Here is a 21,996-nt window from a genome sequence, read left to right as displayed (position 1 = left end):
AGAGCCGTCAGGCAACGAAAAAAAGCACCCCGGAGGGTGCTTTTTTTCTGCGCTGCCCGAGATACGAGGATCCCGCGATCAGGCGCTTTTCGGGACGTTGCCTGCCGCTTCCAGCTTGTCGCCGGCCGTGCCGTGACGATGCTCGGCCTGTGCCTTGGCATCCGCCGCCACTTCCGGCTTGGCCGACACCGGCTCAGCCGCGACGCTGCGCACGCCAGGCAGTTGGCGCAGGCGGGCACGCTCTGCCAACACCTTCGCGCCATATCCGCCATCGGTGTTGGTGGTCGCCGCACCCACGTAATACTTCAGGCCGCCTTCCAGCGAACCGGCGCGGGCGATGCAGTCCTTGAGCACCAGCGCACCGATCTTGATGTTGGCGTACGGGTTCAGCGCGGCTGCCACGCCGCCCACGGCCTCGTACTTGTCCTGATGGACCTTGGTCATCACCTGCATCAGGCCCTGCGCGCCCACGCCGCTCTCCGCGTACGGATTGAAGCTGGACTCGATCGCGATCACGCCCAGGATCAGCAGCGGATCGATGCCGACCTCGCGCCCCGTCAGGTATGCGGCCTTCACCAGTTGCGCGGTGGCCTGCGCCGCCACGCGATACTTGCGCGCGATGTACTCAGCCACCACGGCCTGCTCACGCGCGCTGCCCAGCGTGGCCGGGTTACGTGCATCCAGCGCCACGCGCTGTGCCGGGATCTGCGCGGCCAGGTGAGCCACGGAGGGCACCTTGCCGGCGGGCTGCTGGCCCCAGTCGTCCGTACCGGACACGGTCGGCAATCCTGCCGGCTTGGACTGCGCCATCGTCAGGCCCAGCTTGGCCGCGGCCACATCGGCCGTGGAGGCTGGCACCGCCGCTTCCATCAATACCGCAGGCGCTTCCTCGCCAGCCAGCGCACCGGCCAGGGCCGTACGCCATTCCTGGCTGACAGATAGCGATACCGCGGCGACTACAGACACAACCCCGAGACTGTTCAGGGCATATTTCAACGTTGCGCGGCCACTGCGTAAAGCGCGGCCAGCGACCGGATGTGCAAGGCGGACCTGCAATGCCCGACTCACTCCGGGTACCGGGTGTCTGAAACGGACCTGCAATGCCCGCCCGACTCCGGGAAGATGAAGGGTTTTCCAACCACTCATACTTACCTCCATCCGCTGTCCGCTTCGTGCCACGCTGCTGCGCCGCACGCCCGTTGACCGCGTATTCAAGTAAGGATGCCGCGCCGCCCAGCAAAGACGTCCAGCACCTGTTGGTGGGCGCTCCCCATGCGCCCAACGAGAAACAGGGTAGGCTCTTGGGGGAGCCTGCCCTGCCGCGAACTACTCAAAGCACCCGGCCACGGCCGGGGCGATCGATCGAATCCGTCCTGCTCAGACGCATCCGCTCATATGATCAGATATGGATAATTCCCCACTAATCCCCTTGACAGGGCAGAAGAAAATGTGCTGCACCGCAACACTCCAACGAGCAGAACCGGATTGTAGGAACCCTTTTATACATCGTCAAGAATAACGTTTCGAATAAACAAAGCTTTTGGTTATATGTAACAAGGGTCTTTGACGCACTTCCGTGCCCCCTCCATTGGGTGAAACTCAGTACTGGCAAAGCATGGAGGCCTTCCTTGCCGACCGAGGCGGAGTCAAAAAATTTACAATTTGGACATACAAATTGGGACGATTTTTTTGTGCCCCATCATATTAATGTGAGTATTGCATCACACACCTTGCATGGACAGGTGCGCTAACGTGCCTGCGCCTCAATCGAATAAATCATGAAATACAACGACTTGCGCGATTTCCTGGGCCAACTGGAAGGCCTTGGCGAACTGAAACGGATCGGTGCGCCTGTGTCGCCCAACCTCGAAATGACCGAGATTTGCGACAGGCTGTTGAGAGCGGGCGGGCCGGCAGTCGTGTTCGAAAACCCGAGCGATCCCCATCGGCCTGGTCAGACTTATAGCGTGCCCGTACTGGCCAATCTGTTCGGCACGACACGCAGAGTAGCCCTCGGCATGGGTGCGGAAAGCCTGACCGACCTGCGCGACATCGGCCGCGTTCTGTCGGCGCTCAAAGAGCCTGAGCCGCCCCGTGGCTTGCGCGAAGCCGGCAAGCTGTTCACCCTCGTTAAATCGGTGTGGGACATGGCGCCCAAGCGCGTCAACAGCCCAGCCTGCCAAGAGGTGCTGTGGGAAGGCAACGACGTGGACCTGGCGCGCCTGCCGATCCAGACGTGCTGGCCGGAAGACGCGGCGCCGCTGATCACCTGGGGCCTGGTGATCACCAAGGGTCCGCACAAGAAGCGCCAGAACCTTGGCATCTACCGCCAGCAGGTGATCAGCCGCAACCAGGTCATCATGCGCTGGCTGGCGCATCGCGGCGGCGCGCTGGATTTCCGCGAGCACGCGCTGGCCAACCCCGGCAAGCCGTTCCCGATCGCGGTGGCGCTGGGCGCGGACCCCGCCACCATCCTCGGCGCCGTCACCCCGGTGCCCGACACCTTGTCGGAGTACCAGTTCGCGGGCCTGCTGCGCGGCAGCCGCACCGCGCTAGCCGGCTGCATCACGCCGACGCTGTCCGAGCTGAGCGTGCCGGCCTCGGCCGAGATCGTGCTGGAAGGCCACATCCAGCCCGACCCGGATCACCCGTCCGGCTACCAGCATGCGCTGGAAGGCCCGTACGGCGACCACACCGGCTATTACAACGAGCAGGACTGGTTCCCCGTCTTCACCATCGACCGCATCACCATGCGGCGCGATCCGATCTACCACTCCACCTATACCGGCAAGCCGCCCGATGAACCTGCGGTGCTTGGCGTGGCGCTCAATGAAGTGTTCGTGCCGCTGCTGCAAAAGCAGTTCCCGGAGATCACCGACTTCTATCTGCCGCCGGAGGGCTGCAGCTACCGCATGGCCGTGGTGCGCATGAAGAAGCAGTACGCCGGCCACGCCAAGCGCGTGATGTTCGGCGTCTGGAGCTTCCTGCGCCAGTTCATGTATACGAAGTTCATCGTGGTGGTGGACGACGATGTCGACGTGCGCGACTGGAAGGAAGTGATCTGGGCCATCACCACCCGCGTCGATCCCGCGCGCGACACCGTGCTGGTGGAAAACACGCCGATCGACTACCTCGACTTTGCCTCGCCGGTGTCGGGGCTGGGCTCGAAGATGGGCATCGATGCCACCGACAAATGGCCCGGCGAGACCACCCGCGAATGGGGTCGTCCGATCCAGATGGATGCCGCGGTCAAAGCCCGGGTCGACGGCATGTGGGACGCCTTGTTCGAAGCCCGCGCCAAAGCGTGATGGCGGCCAGCATGTAAGATCACACCAAGACCGCATCGCAACCCGTCCGCACGTCCGCGCGAGACGGACCCGAGGAGGAGACATGACTACCCTTGAAGAAGGGCAACTGAGATGGACGCCGTCACAGGCGTTCCGCGACGGCAGCCGCATTGCGCACTTCATGCGCTGGCTGGAGAGCGAGCGTGGCCTCGCCTTTGCCGACTACGCCGCGCTGTGGCAATGGTCGGTGACCGACCTGGAAGCCTTCTGGGACGCCATCCGCGCCTATTTCGACCTGCGCTTCGATAGCCCTGCCGAGCGCGTGCTCGGCAGCGCGCAGATGCCCGGCGCGCGCTGGTTCGAAGGCGCCAGCCTGAACTACGTGCAGCAAGTGTTCCGCCATGCCGGCAGCGGCGCCGCGCGCCAGCGCACGGCCATCCGCTACGCCGGCGAATCCATCGCGGTCACCGACCTGAGCTGGGATGTGCTGGAGCAGCAGGTTGCCTCGCTGGCCCATGCCTTACGCGGCATGGGCGTGGCGCGCGGCGATCGCGTGGCAGGCTACCTGCCGAACATCCCCGCCACGGTCGTCGCCTTCCTGGCCACCGCCAGCCTTGGCGCAATCTGGTCGGGCTGCGCGCCCGACATGGGCCAGGTGGCGGTGAGCGACCGTTTCCGCCAGATCGAACCCAAGGTGCTGATCGCCGTCGATGGCTACCGCTATGGCGGCAAGGCCTACGATCGGGCGCCAGTGCTGGCGGACCTGGCCGCCGCCCTGCCCTCGCTCACCGACCTGCTACTGGTGCCGGGCGAGCACACTGATGCACATGCCGCCCCCAACGCCATCCCGCTTCCCGCCAACGTACGCCGCCATGCCTGGCAGGCGGTGCTGGCGCATCGCGTACCGCTGGCGATTGAATCCGTGCCATTCGACCACCCGCTGTGGATCGTCTACTCCTCCGGCACCACCGGCATGCCTAAGCCCATCGTGCACGGCCACGGCGGCATCGTCATCGAGCAGCTCAAGCTGATGGCGTTTCACAACAACCTCGGGCCGGACGACGTCTTCCACTGGTACAGCAGCAGCGGCTGGATCATGTGGAACGCGCAGATCGCGGGGCTGCTGCTGGGCAGCACCATCGCGCTCTACGACGGCAATCCAGCCTGGCCAGACGCCGGCGTGCTGTGGCGCTTCGTGGATGCCGCGCGCGTCACCGCCTTTGGCGCTGGCGCGGCGTTCTTCACGGCCGGCATGAAGGCCGGGATCGAGCCCGCGCGCGTGGCCGACCTTTCCCGGCTGCGCGCGCTCGGCTCGACCGGCTCGCCGCTGCCAGCCGAGGCCTATGACTGGATCTACCGCCACGTGGGCGCGGACATCTGGCTTGCGCCGATGAGCGGCGGCACCGACTTCGCCGGCTCGTTCGTGGCAGGCTGCCCGATCCTGCCGGTCTACTCGGGCGAGATGCAGTGCCGCTGCCTGGGTGCGAAAGTCGAAGCCTTCGACGAAGCGGGCAATGCGCTGGTGGGTGAGGTGGGCGAGCTGGTCTGCACGGCGCCGATGCCGTCGATGCCGCTGTTCCTATGGGGCGACACGAACGGGCAGCGTTACCGCGACAGCTACTTCGATACCTATTCCGGCGTGTGGCGCCACGGCGACTGGATCAAGATCACCGCGCACGGCGGCGCCATCATCTACGGCCGCTCGGACGCGACCATCAACCGGCACGGCATCCGCATGGGCACCAGCGAGCTGTACCGCGTGGTGGAGGACCTGCCGGAAGTGCTCGACAGCATGGTGGTGGACCTCGAATACCTGGGACGCGACTCGTATATGCCGCTGTTCGTGGTGCTGCGCGAGGGCATGGTGCTGGACGATGCATTGCGCGACACCATGCGCGCACGCATCCGCAGCGCGCTGTCTTCACGCCATGTGCCCAACGAGATCCTGCAGGTGCCCGGCGTGCCGCGCACGCTGTCGGGCAAGAAGATGGAAGTGCCCATCAAGAAGCTGCTGCTGGGCCACGCGCCCGACAAGATCGCCAACCGCGACGCCATGGCCAACCCGGAAGCGCTGGACTGGTATTTCGCCTACGCCGAGCGATTTATCGCGGCGCGCGCCAGCGAGTCCGCGGCGGTGTGAAAGGAGAAAGTGCGCACCGCAACCTTGAACGCCGCGGCGCGCCCTCTTCTTTCTCCTGGCAAGAAGGTCAGAACTCCACTTCGAGTTCGCTGATTTCGTCGGGTTCCTTCTTCGCCGCGGCGATCCATTCCTGCAACTCCGGCATGGCCAGGATCTGCTTGCAGTACTCCACCGGCGCCGGATCCAGCATCACGCCGTAGGTCACGAAGCGCGTCACCACCGGCGCGTACATCGCATCGGCCATGGTGCGCGTTTCGCCAAACAGATAGGGGCCGCCGTATTGCGTCAGGCACTCGGTCCAGATCTGCGCGATGCGATCGATATCGGCCTGCGCGCGCGACCACACCTTGAAGCCAGGAAAGTGCCCCTTCAAGTTCATGGGCAACGCCGCGCGCATGGCAGCAAAGCCCGAATGCATCTCGCCGCAGATGGCGCGGCAATGCGCGCGTGCGGCACGGTCATCGGGCAACAGGCCGGCCTTCGGGCGGACCTCGTTGAGATACTCGGCGATAGCCAGCGTGTCCCACACGGTCACGCCCTGGTGCAGCAGGCGGGGAACGAGAATCGAGGGCGACAGCAGCAGGATTTCCGCGCGCGCCGCGGCGTCATCGGGGGGCACCAGCACCTCCTCGAATTCCAGTCCCGCGAAGCGCACCAGCAGCCAGCCGCGCAGAGACCACGATGAATACGTTTTACTGCTGATGGTGAGTGTCGTCCTTGCCATCCCGCCTCCTTGCCACCTGGAAAAGCCGTTGCACGGCGGGCGAACCCCGTCGTCTGTGTGCCAGCAGACGGTGCGCCCGTGTCTCTCGCTGCAGTGTCGCGCTATGCGTTGTGTGCTTTGTGTTCGCTGCTTCTACTATGAATTTGTACTACATCATGGCGGGGACATAGTTTCTGATTGCGCTTACCTTGCTCTTGCCTTGATGTGGCGCAGAGGCCTGCGCCGCAGCCGAAAAAAGCCTGCATCAGGCGCGCCGTTTCGCGGCTAAAAATCCTGCGGCCACGGCGGCACCGGCACGGTGCGCCGCGCAGCACCAGCATGAGGCAGATGTACTGGCGAAGATCCGCGTGCGCAGTTCGCGCGCGGCGTTTGCGCCGCATACGAACCAGAACAGGTCACCCCGTTCCGCCATACGGGCAGGCCCGCAAGCCTCATGCCAACGCGATTCGCCGTGGCACGCATATTGCGGCTGATGAGGTCAACGCATAAAAGGGGGCGAGCCATGCTGTATCAGGTGTACCAGACTTATGCGGATCTCATGCAGCCCGCCTGCAGCCTGGCCGACATGGTGTCGAACACGCTTGCAGAAAATCCGCGCCTGGCAGGATGCGAGCCGATGCTTGCCACGCGTGCGGCCTGCGAGGTGCTCGCACTAAGCCGCCTGACGCACCATCGCCCGCCGTTCGCCATCGACAGCGTCATGGTGAACGGCACACCGGTACAGGTTACGGAGGAAGTGACCGCGAGCACGCCGTTCTGCTCGCTGTTGCACTTTCGCAAGCACGGTGTCTCCGGCCACCCGCGCGTGCTGCTGGTGGCGCCGATGTCGGGCCACTTTGCCACGTTGCTGCGCGGCACCGTGCAGACCATGCTGCGCGATCATGATGTCTACATCACCGACTGGCACAACCCGCGCGACATCTCGCTGGCGCACGGCCGCTTTGGCTTTGACGAGTACGTCTACCATCTGATCGATTTCCTGCGCGTGCTGGGCGGCGGCACGCACCTGATGGCGGTGTGCCAGCCGACCGTGGCGGCGCTCGCCGCCGTGGCGTTGATGGCGGAGGATAACGATCCGGCGCAGCCGCCGAGCCTGATCCTGATGGCCGGCCCCATCGACGCGCGCATCAACCCGACCAAGGTCAATGAGCTCGCCACCAGCCAGCCCATCGAATGGTTCGAGCGCTCGCTCACCAGCTACGTGCCGCTTCGCTTTGCCGGCGCGATGCGCCGCGTCTACCCCGGCTTCATGCAGCTGATCGCCTTCATGAGCATGAACAGCGAGCGCCACCAGCAGGCTTTCCGCGACCTCTACGATCTGCGTGCCAGCGGCCAGCATGATCGCGCGGATGCGATCCAGGTGTTCTACGAGGAATACTTCGCCACCATGGACCTGAGCGCGGAGTTCTATCTCGAAACCGTGAGCATGGTGTTCCAGGAATTCCTGCTGGCGCAGGGCCTGCTGGACGTAGGCGGTCGCCGCGTGAACCCGCACGCGATCCACCGCACGGCGCTGCTCACGGTGGAGGGCGAGCGCGACGATATCTGCGCCATCGGGCAGACCATGGCCGCGCAGGAACTGTGCGGCAGCCTGCGGCCCTATATGCGCATGCACCACGTGCAAACCGGTGTGGGGCATTACGGCGTGTTCAACGGCAAGCGCTGGGATTCGCAGGTCTATCCGCTAGTGCGCAACGCCGTCTATATGAACGCGTGAGGTTGGACGCATAAGGCCGCGCGGCGCGGCCAGGTAGCCAGGTGTCTAGGCAGCGGTCTGGTCCGCCGGCCACGGCGTCACCGCCGGCACCGCGCACGGACCCTCGACCTCGACGGTGCCAAAATCCGCCGGCCCCACGATCTCCAGGTACTCCATGTCCGGCGAGTAGTCGAACAGAAAATGTGTGATGCCGGGGCGCTGGTGCACGCAATCGCCAGTCGCCACCAGTGTCTCCTTGTCCTCGTACATGAAGCGCGCCCAGCCCTTGAGCATCAGTACCACATGGAACTGCGCCTCGTGCCGGTGCCAGCCGGTGCCTTGCACGGGCGGCTGGTTGGCCTTGACCAGTTGCACCAGCAGCTTGCCGCCGGTAGCCTCGGCAATGCCCAGGTCGCGATACAGGAAGAAATCGCGCAAACCCTGGTCGACGAAGGCAGTGTCTTGCGGGCGCACGTGGGAGAACTTCGTGGGAGAGGCATCCGTGGCGGCATCGCCAGCGGACGCGGTGGACTTGCTGAGGGACTCGGCCATGACAAGCTCCTTTCGCTGAGGGAAACGCTCTGCGCTGCGACGCAACATTCACGCCAGCGGCCACGTGCCCACGCAGCGCCGAAAGCGGCGAGAACCGGTCCGAATGTGGCGCACCGATCGCTGCGAAAGGCGCATGCCTGATGGACGCCCGACGCCCCTGCACCCGCCGGGGGCGGAGCCGAGCACCGGAGAGGTGCCGCGGCACGGCGCGTTGACGGCTATCATGCAGCGATGCCCACTCCCGCCGCAACTTGCATGCCGCCTCTCAATTCTATGCATTTCCAAGGCCAGGAACTGATCCGGGTCGGAGACGATTCCAGTTTCATGCTGCTCGCCCCGCAGTTCGGCGCCCGCCTGGTGCGCTGGGTGCATCGCGGCGAGGACATCCTTTACTGGCCGGAGAACGCCGACTGGTCCCAATTGGCCCGCGTGCGTGGCGGCAACCCGATACTGTTCCCCTTCATTGCCAGGCACTTCGTCGACAGCGTGCCCGGCGCATGGAAAGACGCCAGTGGCACCGTGCGGACGCTACCGATCCACGGCTTCGCGCGCGACCTGCCCTTCGCGGTCACGCGGTTTGAGGCGGGACGCAGCCTGACCATGACGCTGCAAGCGTCGGACGCAACGCGCGCGGCCTACCCCTTCGAGTTCCTGTTCGAGGTCACCTACCGGCTGCTCGACGACAACCTCGAAGCCACATTGCGCACGCGCAATACCGGCGAGCAGCCCCTGCCTTACTACGCTGGCCACCACTTCTACTTCCCGCTTGCCCACCAGGCGCGCGCCGCGTCCACGCTGGCCATGCCGGCCGCGGAGCTGATGCGCCAGCGCCCCGACGGCTCGCTGGAGGCGAACGGCAAAGGCGCCGAGACCTATCAGCTCGACGACCCGCGCCTGCAAGACACCTTTCACGTCCTGCAGGCGCAGCCTGCGGCGCCGCGCCACTGCACGCTGGCCACGCCGCCCGATGCCACCGCTGCGCATGGCCGCAAGCTGGTGATCGAGCTGGACGCGCCTGGCAGCACGCCGTGGTTCGCGGTCACCACCTGGTCGGAGCGCGCCGACTCCGACTTCTACTGCGTGGAACCCTGGCTCGGCCTGCCCAACGCCATCCACCACGGCACGGGGCTGCGCTGGCTCGCGCCGGGCCAGGAGGAAGCGGCGGTCTGCCGGCTGCGGGTGACTCCATAGGGCGCCATCGCGCCTTCAAGTTCCCCCCAACATCCTGGCACTGAACGCGGCGGTAGCAGCGGCTCGCGGCCGAGCAGAGCAGCGGCATCGACCAGGTCAACCTCGCCGTCGCCCAGATGACAGCGTTTGGCGTCTAAGGGGCCACGCAGGCCCCGGCGCACCGGCTCCGTCGGTACGCCAGAGCGCGAGATAATGCACTTTTCATAGGATCCGGCACCCGCGCACCTTGCGCTCGCCGGGGCATCCCGCGTAGAATCGCGCTTCTTGCGGGCGTCGTATAATGGCCATTACCTTAGCTTCCCAAGCTAAAGACGTGGGTTCGATTCCCATCGCCCGCTCCACATCAGATTGAGACGAGCCGCCTTCGCCACTGGTCGCATGCCCGATCAGGATCGCCCGGCGGCTTTTTTGTTGCCATGCTCCCCCAAGACCCCAGTTCCGACCCGACGCCAGCCGACGACGCTGACAACGCGCCCGCCAAGGCTGCCGACGGCAGCGACGTGGCACACCCGCGCCGCATCCGTTCCTTCGTGCGCCGCGCGGGGCGAACCTCCACCGGCCAGCAGCGTGCCATCGATGACCTGGGGCCTCGCTTCATCCTGCCCTATGCACCGCAGCCGCTCGACTGGGAGGCCACGTTCGGCCGCGCCGCGCCAGCGATCCTCGAGATCGGGTTCGGCATGGGCGAGACCACCGCGCATATCGCGCAACTGCGCCCTCAGGACAATTTCCTGGGCTGTGAGGTGCATGAACCCGGCGTGGGCGCCCTGCTCAAGCTGCTGGGCGAACGCGAGATCGGCAATGTGCGGATCATGCCGCATGACGCCGTAGAGGTCATCGCGCACATGCTGACGGCATCCTGCCTGGATGGCGTGCATATCTTCTTCCCCGACCCGTGGCACAAGAAGCGCCACAACAAGCGGCGCCTGGTGCAGCCGCCGCTGGTCAAGCTGCTGGCCAACCGCCTGAAGCCGGGCGGCTACCTGCACTGCGCGACCGACTGGGAAGAGTATGCCCATCAGATGGTGGAAGTGCTGTCGGGCGAACCCACCCTGACCAACACCTCGGACGCCACCGGCGGCTTTGCGCCGCGGCCGGACTACCGCCCGGTGACCAAGTTCGAGCGCCGCGGCGTGCGGCTGGGCCATGGCGTGTGGGACGTGGTGTTCCGCAAACGGGCCTGAAGGCGAAGGCCGCGCCGCACGCCGGCGCACCATGAAAAAAGCGTGGCCTTGAGCCACGCTTTTTTCATGGTGCGACAGTTGTCGCCGGTACTATCTACCGCTACCGCCTTCAGGCATGCCAGGCGATCAGCCCAGAGTATGCCGTCGCCAGCACAACGATGCCGAAAATGATCCGGTACCAGGCAAACGGCTTGAAGTCATGGGTGGCGACAAAACGCAGCAGCCAGCGCACACACAAGAAGGCGGACAGGAAGGCGAAGACGAAGCCGATGCCGAAGATGCCCAGGTCGTCGGCGGACAGCAGCGCGCGCGACTTATACAGCTCGTAGACGGTGGCGCCGAAGATCACCGGGATCGCCAGGAAGAAGGAGAACTCGGTGGCTACCTGGCGCGACAGCCCGAACAGCATGCCGCCGATGATGGTGGCGCCGGAGCGCGAGGTGCCCGGGATCAGCGCGAAACACTGCGCCAGCCCGACCTTGACCGCATCGCGCCAGTTCAGGTCGTCTACCGACTCGATCCGCGGTGCGCCGGCCTTGGCGGCCTCCAGCAGCGCATTGCCCTGCGGGTGCGATACCTGGCCGCGATGGCTTTCCCGCCATTCGGCCCACAGGATCACCACACCGCCGATGATGAATGCGGTGGCCACGGTGATCGGGTTAAACAGGTGAGCCTTGATCCACTTGCCGAATACCAGCGCCAGCACGATCGCCGGCACGGTGGCCACGATCACGTTGATGGCAAAACGCCGGGCCTTTTCATCGGTGGCCAGTCCGCCCACCACGGTGACGATGCGGTGGCGGAACTCCCAGCAAACCGCCAGGATGGCACCGAACTGGATCACGATCTCGAAGATCTTGCCCTTTTCATCATTGAAGTCGAGCAGCTGGCCGGCGAGGATCAGGTGACCTGTGCTGGAGATGGGCAGAAACTCGGTCAGTCCTTCGACGATGCCGAGGATCACAGCTTTCAGGGCGAGGGCAATATCCATGCTGATTGGAATGTGTGGAATGCTGAATGGAAGAGCGAAGGAAAAGCCAAGGACAGGCGAGCAAAAGGGAAACGGGCAACCGTCAGCCCTATGTCATCAGCCACGCGCCAGGCGCCAGGAATCACAACTATCCGCCCCGACCATGACACCGCAGTGGCTGCGCAACGTGCATGCCTGGGCGCGGCGCGTCATCAAGGCCGATTGATCTTGACGTTGATCCCGTTGGGCAAAACGGTGATTGTACCGGGTTCGACACTGGTGCCGGCGAGGCGCAGCTCGTCGGGGCGGAAGGTATAGAGCGGATAGCCTTGCAGCAACTGCTCCGCAAGGATGCCGCCGAGCGCGTTGAACTGGCGCGTGAGTTGAGGCGGCAGGCCTTTGACGTCGAACTGCTGGACCTGCGGGTCCTGCAGCACCACCGCGCGGCTGGCCGGGTCGTAGCGCAACCCGCTGTCCAGCGCGAAGCGGCCGGTCATCGGCTCGCCGGAGAACAGGCGGTTGTTCACTGTCGCGTCGAACTGCACGTTCACCCGGTTGCGGCTGGGGTCGAGCGTGAGCTGCGGGTTGGCGAGCTGGATGTCGAACAGCTCCATATAGCGCTTGTTGAACGGAAACTTGCGCTCCAGGGCCGATTGCAGCTGGCTCTGCGAGAAGGTGTAGTCGTTGCCCATCATGCCGCAGCCGACGAGTGCCGCGGCCAGCGCGGCGCCGGCGCTTGCTGCCAGCCAGCGCCGGCGATTGATCATGACCATCTGTTTGTTCCTTGCGGGTTCAGGCTGTGCGGCCAGGCGCGGTGGCAACCTCGAGCTGCGTCAGCCAGGCCAGCGCATGCCCGCGGGTTTCGCCGCACATGTCGGCAGAGGGCTTGAGCCCGGCGCAAAATGCCGGCCGCGTGGGCTCGCCAAAAATCGCGCAGCGCCGATCGGGCAGCAACTGCACACAGGGTATGCCGGCCGGCTTGCCATCGGGCATGCCGGGAATCGGCGAGGTGATGGAGGGCGCGGTGCAACAAGCGCCACAATCGGGCCGGCAAGTGAGTTCAGACTGAGGGGACATGGCAATGGTTCAGGCGCGGACAACGCCCGGCAGACCATATTGTGCCCCAAGCCGTACGGCCCTCCCCGCGCTTGACCGCCGGATTGCCCTCCACTACATTACTGACCCAAGAGTTATTTATTAGCAAATCTCGCGGAGCGCCCGCCCGCAGAGGTGCACAGCGCCCCAGTGAAAAACCCGCCAGGCCAGAGCCAGAATCAGGAATCCGCCAACACCAAACGCTGGGCTCGCCGCAAGGCCGCGCGCCCACAGGAACTGGTGGCCGCCGCGCTCGATCTCTTCGTCGAACGCGGCTATGCGGCCACCCGGCTGGAAGATGTCGCCGCCGCGGCGGGCGTGTCCAAGGGCACCGTCTATCTGTACTTTGCTAATAAGGAAGAGCTGTTCAAGACAGTGGTGCGCGAAAACCTGGTGCCGACCCTGACCAGGGGCATCGACCTGGTGGAGAACTACCAGGGCTCGACGCCGGAGTTGCTCAGGGAATTGCTGCGCGGCTGGTGGGGCCTGGTCGGGGCGACGCCGGTGGCCGGCCTGACCAAGCTGATCATGGCCGAATCCAGCCATTTTCCTGACATTGCCCAGTTCTACCACGAGGAAGTGGTGCTGCCGGGCGATGAGTTGTTCGCGCGCGTGCTCAAGCGCGGCGTGGCGCGTGGCGAGTTGCGCGACATGCCGGCCAACCCGACCACAACGCTGATCTGCGCGCCGCTGATGTTCCTGATGCTGTGGCAGCGTGCGTTCAGCGCGTCGTCGCGCATCGAGATCGACCCCGAGGCGTTCCTCGACAACCTGCTCCAGATGTTGCTGTTCGGCCTGACCACCGGCGCGGCGCGCGATACGCCGCTGCCGCCCAAGGTCGGCCCCTACGTCTGGGAACAGATACAACAAGAAGCCCTGGCACAAGCGCAGGGGCAGCAGGCCGCGCGGGAGATCCCTGCGCCGCCGCCGGAGACCGCATGACCCGACGCAAGAAGATCCTGATCGCTGCGATCGCCACCATCGCGGTGGTTGCCGTGCTCAGCGCCGCCGCCGCCGTGCGCAAGGCAAGCAATGGCAAGCCCGGCGCGGGCCCGGCGGCCCCGGCTGCCGCGGTGCAAGACCTGGTGGAGTTCCTGCCATCCGACCTGGTCGAGGCCACCACGCAAGACTTGCGCGTGTCGCTGCCGCTGTCGGGCGGGCTGCGGGCGCTCAATCAGGCCTCGGTCAAGGCCAAGGTCGCGGGCGAGGTACAGCAAGTGCTGGTGCGCGAGGGCGAAGCCGTGCGCGCCGGCCAGGTCATCGTGCGCATCGATGCGACCGAATACCAGGCCAAGGTGGCGCAGGCGCGCGGGCAGATGCTGGCGGCGCGCGGCCAGTATGAGAATTCGAAGCAGACCTTCGAGCGCAACCGCGAGCTGGTGGCCAAGGGCTTTATCTCAAAGACTGCCTTCGACAGCTTCCAGAGCAACCTGGACGTGGCGCACGCCAATCTCGACGCCGCCCAGGGCGGCCTTGAAGTCGCGCAGAAAGCGCTCGCCGACACCATCGTCAAATCGCCGCTGGATGGCCTGGTGGCCGCGCGCGCGGTGCAGCCGGGCGAGAAGGTCTCGCCCGACACGCGCCTGATCGACGTGGTCGACCTGCGCGCGCTAGAACTCGAGGCGCCGATCCCCATGGCGGATGTGGCTCGCGTTGCCGTCGGCCAGGCCGTGCAGCTCGACGTGGAAGGCAGTGGCCGCTTCGAGGGCAAGCTGGTGCGCATTAACCCAGCGGTAAGCCAGGGCACACGCAGCATCATGGTCTATGTGCGGGTGGACAACCCCGAGGCGCGCCTGCGCGCGGGCATGTTCGCCCAGGGCTCGCTGGTGCTTGGCCACCACGCCGGCGTAGTGGCGGTGCCAGCCACAGCGGTGCGCAACGATGGCGAGCGCGCGTTCGTCTACAGCGTGGAGAATGACGTGCTGGCTGAGCGACAGGTCAAGCTTGGCATCCGCGACGATGCCAGCGGGCTGGTGGAAATCACCGGCGGCCTGGCCACCGGCGCCAAGGTGGTGCGCAACAACCTCGGCACCCTGCGCGCGGGCAGCCGCGTCAAGCTGGTCAAGGCGTAGGAGCCCCCGCCCATGTGGTTCACCCGCCTGTCCATCCACAACCCGGTGCTGGCCACCATGATGATGATGGCCTTCATCGTGATCGGCCTGTTCTCGTACCAGCGCCTGCCGGTTGACCAGTTCCCGGACATCACCTTCCCCATCGTCGTGGTGCAGACCGAGTACCCAGGCGCCGCGCCGGAATCGGTGGAATCCGACGTCACCCGCAAGATCGAGGAAATCGTCAACACCATCTCGGGTATCGACGAGATTTTCTCGCACTCCTACCAAGGCACCTCGGTGGTGGTGATCAAGTTCGACCTGTCCGTCGATGTCGGCCAGGCCGCGCAGGACGTGCGCGACAAGATCGCGCTGATCCGCCCGCAGTTCCGCGACGAGGTGAAAGACCCGCGCGTGCTGCGCTACGACCCGTCGGACGCACCGGTGTTCTACCTGTCCGTGTCGAACGCGCCTGGGGCCGAGCGCACGCAGCGCGAGCTGACCACCATCGCCGACCAGATCGTGCGCAAGCGGCTGGAGACCGTGCGCGGCGTGGGCGCCATCAGCCTCGTTGGCGGCACCAAGCGCGAAGTGGAGATCCGTATCCGCCCCGCCCAGCTGGAGGCGCTCGGCATCGGCGTGAACCAGGTGATGGACGCCATCCGCAACGAGAACCAGGAACTCCCCGCGGGCGAGCTGCGCTCCACCTCCACCGAGACGGTGGTGCAGATCAAGGGCCGCGTCATCACGCCGGATGCCTTCCGCCACATCATCGTGGCGCGCCGGGCCGGCCAGCCGGTCACGCTGGAGCAGGTGGCCGACGTGCGCGACGGCGAGGAGGAGCAGGAGAGCCTGGCCATGCTGGACGGCAAGCGCGCACTGTTCCTGGCGGTGGTGAAGGCACAGGGCCAGAACACGGTCGACACCGTCGATGGCCTGATCAAGATGACCGATGAAGTGCGCAAGCTGCTGCCCGCGGGCGTGCAGCTCACCGTGGTCAACGACGCCGCACGCGGCATCCGCAGCAGCGTCAAGGAAGTCCGCTCCACGCTGCTCGAAGGCGCCTTCCTGACCGTGGCCATCGTCTTCCTCTTCCTCGGCTCGTGGCGCAGCACGGTCATCACCGGGCTGACCCTGCCGATCGCGCTGATCGGCACGTTCGGCGTGATGTACATGTTTGGCTTCACGCTCAACGTGATCACGCTGATGGCGCTGTCGCTGTGCGTGGGCCTGTTGATCGACGATGCCATCGTGGTGCGCGAGAACATCGTGCGGCACAACCTGATGGGCAAGAACCATCGCACAGCAGCGCTCGACGGCACCAACGAGATCGGGCTGGCGGTGCTGGCCACCACCTTCTCCATCGTGGCGGTGTTCCTGCCGGTGGGCTTCATGGGCGGCATCATCGGCCGCTTCTTCCACCAGTTCGGCGTGACTGTCGTGGCGGCGGTGCTGATCTCCATGTTCGTCTCGTTCACGCTGGACCCGATGCTTTCCTCGGTCTGGCACGACCCCGACCTGCACGGCACCGGCAACAAGAAGAGCCTGTACGGCCGCACCGTGGGCCGCATGCTGGACTGGTTCTCGGCGCGCATGGATGCGCTCGGCCACGGCTATGGCTCGATGCTGGGCTGGGCGCTCAAGCACCGGCTGGCCACCGCCATCATCGCGGCGGTGACATTCTTGGGCAGCTTCGCGCTGGTGCCGCTGATCGGCACGGAATTCGTACCGGCCGCCGACCTGGGCGAAACCCAGGTAGGCTTCACCACGCCAGTGGGCACCTCCCTGGCCGTTACCGAAGCCAAGGTCAGGCAGGTGGAAGCCGCGCTTAAGGCCTTCCCCGAGGTGGCCTACACCTACGCCACCATCAACTCGGGCAATACCTCCGGGCGCAACAACGCGCTGGTGTCGGTGCGCCTGACCGAGCGCCGCGCGCGCAAACTCACCACCAAAGAGCTTAACCCGATGATCCGCGAGCGCATGGCCAGCATCGCCGGCATCACGCTGACCATGGTCGGCATGCCGGATGGCGCCGGCGGGCAAAAGGCGCTGCAGGTGTCGATCCAGGGCGATGACCTGGAAACGCTGCGGCGCCTGTCGCTGGAAGCCAGCCGGCGCATGGCCGCCGTGCGCGGCCTGACCGACCTCGACTCCAGCATGAAGGACGACCGCCCCACCGTGGAAGTGCGCATCCGCCGCGAGCTTGCGTCCGACCTGGGCGTGGGCATCGTGCAGATCGGCAACGCGCTGCGCCCGCTGCTGGCCGGCGACGCCATCAGCTCATGGCGCGCCCCCGACGACCAGAACTACGACGTGCGCGTGCGCCTGCCCAAGGACGCCCGCACCGGCATGGCGGATCTCAGCGCGCTGATGATCGCCGGCAACCAGACCAACACCGACGGCTCGCCGCGCATGGTGCCCCTGCGCCAGATCGCCGAACTGGTGCCGACCACCGGCGCCAACCAGATCAGCCGGCGCGACCTCTCACGCGAAGTGGAGCTGACCGCGAATACCGCCGGGCGCTCGCAAGGCGAGGTGGCACGCGAGGTCAAGGCGGCGCTGGATGGCATGAACTGGCCGGCGGGCTACAAGTACCGCTTCGGCGGCTCCACCAAGTCGATGAACGAGTCGTTCGGCTTCGCGGTGTCGGCGCTGGCGCTGGCGGTGATCTTCATCTACATGATCCTGGCCTCGCAGTTCGCCAGCTTCTTCCAGCCGATCGCCATCATGACTTCGCTGCCGCTCACGCTGGTGGGCGTGTTCGCGGCACTGCTGCTGTTCCGCTCCACGCTCAACATGTTCTCCATCATCGGCTTCATCATGCTGATGGGGCTGGTGACCAAGAACGCCATCCTGCTGGTGGATTTTGCCAACCAGGCCCGGCGCGGCGCCGACGGCCAGCCACCGATGTCGCGCGAGGCCGCGCTGGTTGCCGCTGCCCGGGTGCGGCTACGGCCAATCCTGATGACCACGCTGGCCATGATCTTCGGCATGGTGCCGCTGGCCTTCAGCCTGGGTGAAGGCGCCGAGCAACGCGCACCAATGGGCCAGACGGTGATCGGCGGCATCATCACCTCGTCGATCCTGACCCTGGTGGTGGTCCCGGTGATCTATACGTACCTCGACGACTTCAGCGCGTGGCTGGGCCGCAAGTGGCGCGGCAAGCAAGCTCAGGCGGCTTCCGCCACCGCGCCGGCAGCCGACGACACGGCGGCGCACAAGCCAGCAAGCGCGGAATGAGGCAAGCCAGCCCGGAATGCCTCAGCCAAGGCCGGACTGCGGCATGGAGGCCACAACTTGGGCGACGCGCTTGGGCAAGTGTCTTGGCGCGGGGTTAAAATGTCAGGTTTGACGGATTTCCCCGGCCCCTCGCACCGCGCGGCCGGAACTCTGAACTGATTAGCGGTTGGCATTGGAAGGAATGGCAAGATGGACCTCGAGAAAGCCCGATTCAATATGATCGAACAGCAAATCCGCCCCTGGGATGTGCTGGATCAGGAAATCCTGGACCTGCTGGCGGTAGTCAAGCGGGAACAGTTCGTGCCGCAGGCTTATGCCGCGCTGGCCTTCGTCGACATGGAAATCCCGCTGCCGGGCGGCCAGAACATGCTGGCCCCGCGCGTGGAAGCCCGCATCCTGCAGGACCTGGCCGTGCGCAAGCATGAACAAGTGCTGGAAATCGGCGCCGGCTCTGGCTACATGGCTGCCCTGCTCGCCCACCGTGCGCGCCACGTGCTGACCGTGGACATCTTGCCGGAACTGGCCGAGCTGGCCCGCAAGAACCTGGCCGATGCCGGCGTGACCAATGTCGACGTGGCCCAAGGCAATGCCGCCACCGGCTGGGCCGCGAGCGCCCCCTACGACGTGATCTGCATTTCCGGCGCGTTGCCCTCGGTGCCCGCGTCCATCCTGTCGCAAGTCAAGGTCGGCGGGCGCATTGCCGCCTTCGTCGGCGCGCTGCCGGCCATGGAAGCGCAGATCATTACGCGCGTCAGCGAGAACGAGTACAAGACTGTCAACCTGTTCGAGACCGCCATCACGCCGCTGTTGGGCGCAGAGCAGCCGTCGCGCTTCCATTTCTGAGCGGGAAACAAGACATGCAGGTAATCAACGCGCCCGAACTGGTGCAATGGCTGGCGGATGCCAGCCGGCCGCAGCCGGTGCTGCTCGACGTACGCGAAGGCTGGGAGGTGCAGACCTGCGCCATGCCCGGCATCACGCATATCCCGATGGGCCAGATCCCGGCACGTGCCGGCGAGCTTGACGAAGACGCAGATATCGTCTGCATCTGCCATCACGGCGCGCGCAGCATGCAGGTGGCAAGCTTCCTCGAGCGGCAAGGCTTTGCCAAGGTCTACAACCTGACCGGCGGCGTGCACGCCTGGGCCGAGCAGGTCGACCCGGCCATGCCGAAGTACTGAGCACAGCAAGAGCACGGCAAGCATCACCCCCAGGGCGCCGGCCTCCTGCGGCGCCAACTCCCTTGAACGCTGATCGTTAGAAACGTTAGCCGCGCGCCCGATGCCCGGCAGACTGGAGATGTCATGAGGTTTGCGCTTTTCCCTGCGCGGGGCGTGCCCAAGACGCGCCTGGCACTGACGGGTTCCCTGCTTGCGCTGCTGCATCTGCCGGCCGCGCATGGCGCCGACTTGCTCCAGGTCTACCGCGACGCACAGGCCAACGACGCGCAGTTCGCCAGCGCGCGCGCGCAGCTGATGGCCAGCCAGGAAAAGCTGCCCCAGGGACGCTCCGGCTTGCTGCCGCAGGTCAGCGGCACGCTAAACGCCACGCGCACCAATGTGGATCAGACCGTGCCCTTGGTGTCGGACCGCTTTATCAACAACAATAACTGGTCGCTGCAACTGATCCAGCCGCTGTTTCGCTGGGATCGCTGGGAAACCTACAAGCAGGGCGAACTGGCCGCGCTGGCTGGCGAGGTGACCTTCAGCCAGGCGCAGCTCGACCTGATCACCCGCACCTCGCAGGCCTACTTCGACGTGCTGGCCGCGCAGGACAACCTCTACCTGGCCGGCGCGCAGAAGAAAGCCATCGGCGAGCAACTGGCGCAGGCCAAGCGCAACTTCGAGGTCGGCACCGCCACCATCACCGACGCCAATGACGCGCAGGCCCGCTACGACCTCGCCACCTCGACCGAGATCGCAGCGCAGAGCGACCTCGAAATCCGACGCGCCAACCTGCAGCAGATCACCAGCAAGCCGGTCGACGAACTGCTCGGATTGCGCACCGCCGCGACGCTGCCCGGTCCGCAGCCGCCCGATGTAAACACCTGGGCCAGCCAGGCCGAGAACACCAACCCCCAGGTGGGCCTGGCACGCTACAACCTCGACTCAGCCCAGCGCGAGTACAACAAGGCACGTTCCGGCCACTTGCCCTCGGTCGACCTGGTCGCGTCGTACGGCTTTGTCAACTCCACCGGCAACGCCGCGCAACAGGTCAATATCTCCAGCCGCTACAACAGCGCCCAGATCGGCGTGCAGCTGAGTGTGCCGATCTACACCGGTGGCCAGATCCAGTCGCGCGTGCGTGAAACCGCCGCGCTGGCCGACAAGGCCGCCAGTGACCTCGAGTTTGCCCGCCGCACCGCCGCCCAGAGCGCGCGCCAAACCTACTCGGGCGTGTCCAACGGACTCGCCCAGGTCAAGGCCCTGGAAGCCGCCGAGCATTCCGCGCAGAGCGCCGTGGAATCCAACCAGCTCGGCTACGAAGTCGGCGTGCGCATCAACATCGACGTGCTGAACGCCGAAGCGCAGTTGTTCTCCACCCGCCGCGACCTGGCCAAGGCGCGCTACGACACCATCATGAACGGGCTGCGCCTGAAGGCCGCCACCGGAGCGCTGACCGAGGACGACGTGGTGCAGATCAACACCCTGCTGACCTCAACCCCGGGCTCGATGTACAAGCTGCCGGAGAAGGTCAAGCTTGGCACGGCATTGCCGGCAGGCACGCCACCGGCAAAGCGCCCTGCCACGCGCAAGGAGGCGATTGCCGGAGCGCCCGCGCCACGCAGCTGAGTGTGAATGCCGCAAGCCTGGCAGCAATCGGCATCCGCTCAAAACAAAAACGCCGCGGCTGTGCACCGCGGCGTTTTGCTTGCTGGCGCAGCGTTGCTCAGTTCGCCCGGGTGCGAGACTCCACGTTCAACAACTGCCAGCGAATCGCGGACGCATCCATCGGCGGGTTCTCAACCCGCGTCTCGCGCACCCGCAAGGTGTACGCCACGCCCGGCTCGAAATCCAGCCCCTCGATCGGCCCATACCAAAGCGTCCAGGGCGCGCCCGGGTTCTCGCGCACGCGGTAGCAGGTCTGCCGGCCCACGCCTGAGCACTCCACCCGCTGCGAATCCACGTACACCGTCTTCTCCACGCCGCCGGTGGCCGCCTGTGCATCCATCTTTGCGCCGCGCCGGCCCACGCCCTCGCGCTCGACGAACTGCAGCAGGTCCCCGTCAACGGTCTTCCAGATGATCTGGCGCCCCGTTGACCCGGCCGACGGCTGCGTGCCCACGGTGGTGAACGGTGACTGCATTGCCTTGAGCAGCGCGCCCTCCAGCTCGCCGCGCGGCGGCACGCAAGCCATGCGGGTTCCCGCCAGCCGATCGAAGCGCATGCCCGTTGCCGTCTTGCCATAGCCCCCGGTGAAGCGATTGCAGCCGCTATACCCGCTCACCGTGCCCTGCGCGGAATCGATTCCGCCATTGAATTCAAAGATGATCGGCTCGCCGTTGTCGCCATGCGGAATGAACTTCAGCGTGCCATCGGCCAGCTGCCAGCGTACCAGCTCCCAGCGGCTAGGGCCGCCGGTCTGCGCCTGGTTCAGGCTGGTGCCGGCACCCGGCGAATCCGGTGCGGGCGACGTGGCACAGGCACCCAGGGCAGCAGCCAGCAGCACAACAGCGGCGGCACGCGCGGTGAACGCGGCGGGTGAAAGACGGAATATTCTCTGCATCTGGAAGCTCCTGGTGGGGGCGCGCGGCTTGATCGGCCCGCACCGCTCGGCGGCAGCTCGCAGGCCCGGGTGGGGCCGCGAGTCTGGCCCTCGTGCGGAATAGTTTAACAACCGTCAGGAGACGAGGGACATCGGGCGGC

18 protein-coding genes and 1 tRNA gene are annotated in these 21,996 nt (G+C 65.8%); 12 read left to right on the top strand and 7 right to left on the bottom strand.

Annotated features, from left to right (window positions below):
- Positions 1 to 78: 78 nt before the first annotated feature.
- Positions 79 to 1,146: a lytic transglycosylase domain-containing protein gene (locus AC1RQK_RS20845; RefSeq protein WP_492810909.1), complete on the bottom strand. Its 1,068-nt coding sequence runs from the start codon at positions 1,144 to 1,146 to the stop codon at positions 79 to 81.
- A gap of 632 nt (positions 1,147 to 1,778) precedes the next feature.
- Here AC1RQK_RS20845 and ubiD point away from each other — a divergent pair.
- Both ubiD and AC1RQK_RS20835 read left to right on the top strand, forming a co-directional pair.
- Complete coding sequence (gene ubiD / locus AC1RQK_RS20840; RefSeq protein WP_492373300.1) at positions 1,779 to 3,308, top strand: 4-hydroxy-3-polyprenylbenzoate decarboxylase; 1,530 nt, start codon at positions 1,779 to 1,781, stop codon at positions 3,306 to 3,308.
- Between the two features lie 82 nt (positions 3,309 to 3,390).
- Complete coding sequence (locus AC1RQK_RS20835; RefSeq protein WP_492810907.1) at positions 3,391 to 5,427, top strand: acetoacetate--CoA ligase; 2,037 nt, start codon at positions 3,391 to 3,393, stop codon at positions 5,425 to 5,427.
- Positions 5,428 to 5,494: 67 nt separating this feature from the next.
- Here the strand turns inward: AC1RQK_RS20835 and AC1RQK_RS20830 are convergent, their stop codons facing one another.
- Positions 5,495 to 6,151 (bottom strand): glutathione S-transferase family protein, encoded by a 657-nt coding sequence (locus AC1RQK_RS20830; protein ID WP_416049381.1) that lies wholly within the window; start codon positions 6,149 to 6,151, stop codon positions 5,495 to 5,497.
- Between the two features lie 502 nt (positions 6,152 to 6,653).
- Here AC1RQK_RS20830 and AC1RQK_RS20825 point away from each other — a divergent pair.
- Positions 6,654 to 7,868 carry a polyhydroxyalkanoate depolymerase gene (locus tag AC1RQK_RS20825; protein WP_492810905.1) on the top strand — a complete coding sequence of 405 codons (1,215 nt, stop codon included), beginning with the start codon at positions 6,654 to 6,656 and terminating at the stop codon, positions 7,866 to 7,868.
- Between the two features lie 45 nt (positions 7,869 to 7,913).
- On the opposite strand, the gene AC1RQK_RS20820 is transcribed toward AC1RQK_RS20825, so the two are convergent.
- Positions 7,914 to 8,399: a cupin domain-containing protein gene (locus tag AC1RQK_RS20820; protein WP_492810903.1), complete on the bottom strand. Its 486-nt coding sequence runs from the start codon at positions 8,397 to 8,399 to the stop codon at positions 7,914 to 7,916.
- A gap of 255 nt (positions 8,400 to 8,654) precedes the next feature.
- On the opposite strand from AC1RQK_RS20820, the gene AC1RQK_RS20815 reads away from it, so the two are divergent.
- From AC1RQK_RS20815 to trmB, 3 genes are all read left to right on the top strand, one after another.
- Entirely contained in the window at positions 8,655 to 9,590 is a 936-nt protein-coding gene (locus AC1RQK_RS20815; protein WP_492810901.1) for an aldose epimerase family protein, read from the top strand.
- 266 nt (positions 9,591 to 9,856) lie between these two features.
- Positions 9,857 to 9,931: transfer RNA gene (locus tag AC1RQK_RS20810), tRNA-Gly, on the top strand.
- A 75-nt stretch (positions 9,932 to 10,006) separates the two neighbouring features.
- Positions 10,007 to 10,774 (top strand): tRNA (guanosine(46)-N7)-methyltransferase TrmB, encoded by a 768-nt coding sequence (gene trmB, locus AC1RQK_RS20805; RefSeq protein ID WP_492810899.1) that lies wholly within the window; start codon positions 10,007 to 10,009, stop codon positions 10,772 to 10,774.
- Between the two features lie 109 nt (positions 10,775 to 10,883).
- On the opposite strand, the gene AC1RQK_RS20800 is transcribed toward trmB, so the two are convergent.
- From AC1RQK_RS20800 to AC1RQK_RS20790, 3 genes are all read right to left on the bottom strand, one after another.
- Entirely contained in the window at positions 10,884 to 11,765 is an 882-nt protein-coding gene (locus tag AC1RQK_RS20800) for an undecaprenyl-diphosphate phosphatase (RefSeq protein WP_492810897.1), read from the bottom strand.
- 191 nt (positions 11,766 to 11,956) lie between these two features.
- Complete coding sequence (locus AC1RQK_RS20795; protein WP_492373294.1) at positions 11,957 to 12,517, bottom strand: DUF1439 domain-containing protein; 561 nt, start codon at positions 12,515 to 12,517, stop codon at positions 11,957 to 11,959.
- Positions 12,518 to 12,536: 19 nt separating this feature from the next.
- Complete coding sequence (locus tag AC1RQK_RS20790; protein ID WP_492373293.1) at positions 12,537 to 12,821, bottom strand: YkgJ family cysteine cluster protein; 285 nt, start codon at positions 12,819 to 12,821, stop codon at positions 12,537 to 12,539.
- Between the two features lie 168 nt (positions 12,822 to 12,989).
- Between AC1RQK_RS20790 and AC1RQK_RS20785 the strand changes: the two genes are divergently transcribed.
- The 6 genes from AC1RQK_RS20785 to AC1RQK_RS20760 all read left to right on the top strand — a co-directional run bounded on the left by AC1RQK_RS20785 (position 12,990) and on the right by AC1RQK_RS20760 (position 20,922).
- Positions 12,990 to 13,781, top strand: a complete 792-nt coding sequence (locus AC1RQK_RS20785; protein ID WP_492373292.1) for a TetR/AcrR family transcriptional regulator — start codon at positions 12,990 to 12,992, stop codon at positions 13,779 to 13,781.
- Positions 13,778 to 14,911 (top strand): efflux RND transporter periplasmic adaptor subunit, encoded by a 1,134-nt coding sequence (locus AC1RQK_RS20780; protein WP_492810894.1) that lies wholly within the window; start codon positions 13,778 to 13,780, stop codon positions 14,909 to 14,911. The genes AC1RQK_RS20785 and AC1RQK_RS20780 overlap by 4 nt, the downstream gene beginning before the upstream one ends.
- 12 nt (positions 14,912 to 14,923) lie before the next feature.
- A complete protein-coding gene (locus tag AC1RQK_RS20775) occupies positions 14,924 to 18,130 on the top strand; it encodes an efflux RND transporter permease subunit (RefSeq protein WP_492373290.1) in 3,207 nt (1,068 codons plus the stop codon).
- A 189-nt stretch (positions 18,131 to 18,319) separates the two neighbouring features.
- Positions 18,320 to 18,973, top strand: a complete 654-nt coding sequence (locus AC1RQK_RS20770; protein WP_492373289.1) for a protein-L-isoaspartate O-methyltransferase family protein — start codon at positions 18,320 to 18,322, stop codon at positions 18,971 to 18,973.
- Positions 18,974 to 18,987: 14 nt separating this feature from the next.
- Positions 18,988 to 19,311 carry a rhodanese-like domain-containing protein gene (locus AC1RQK_RS20765; protein ID WP_043348625.1) on the top strand — a complete coding sequence of 108 codons (324 nt, stop codon included), beginning with the start codon at positions 18,988 to 18,990 and terminating at the stop codon, positions 19,309 to 19,311.
- Positions 19,312 to 19,434: 123 nt separating this feature from the next.
- Positions 19,435 to 20,922 carry a TolC family outer membrane protein gene (locus AC1RQK_RS20760; RefSeq protein ID WP_492373288.1) on the top strand — a complete coding sequence of 496 codons (1,488 nt, stop codon included), beginning with the start codon at positions 19,435 to 19,437 and terminating at the stop codon, positions 20,920 to 20,922.
- Positions 20,923 to 21,019: 97 nt separating this feature from the next.
- On the opposite strand, the gene AC1RQK_RS20755 is transcribed toward AC1RQK_RS20760, so the two are convergent.
- Positions 21,020 to 21,856, bottom strand: a complete 837-nt coding sequence (locus AC1RQK_RS20755) for an META and DUF4377 domain-containing protein (protein ID WP_492373287.1) — start codon at positions 21,854 to 21,856, stop codon at positions 21,020 to 21,022.
- Between the last annotated feature and the right edge of the window lie 140 nt (positions 21,857 to 21,996).

Source organism: Cupriavidus sp. GW822-FHT02D05 (assembly GCF_058802485.1).
Note: the sequence above shows the minus strand (reverse complement) of the source record. Positions and strands in the feature narration are given on the sequence as shown.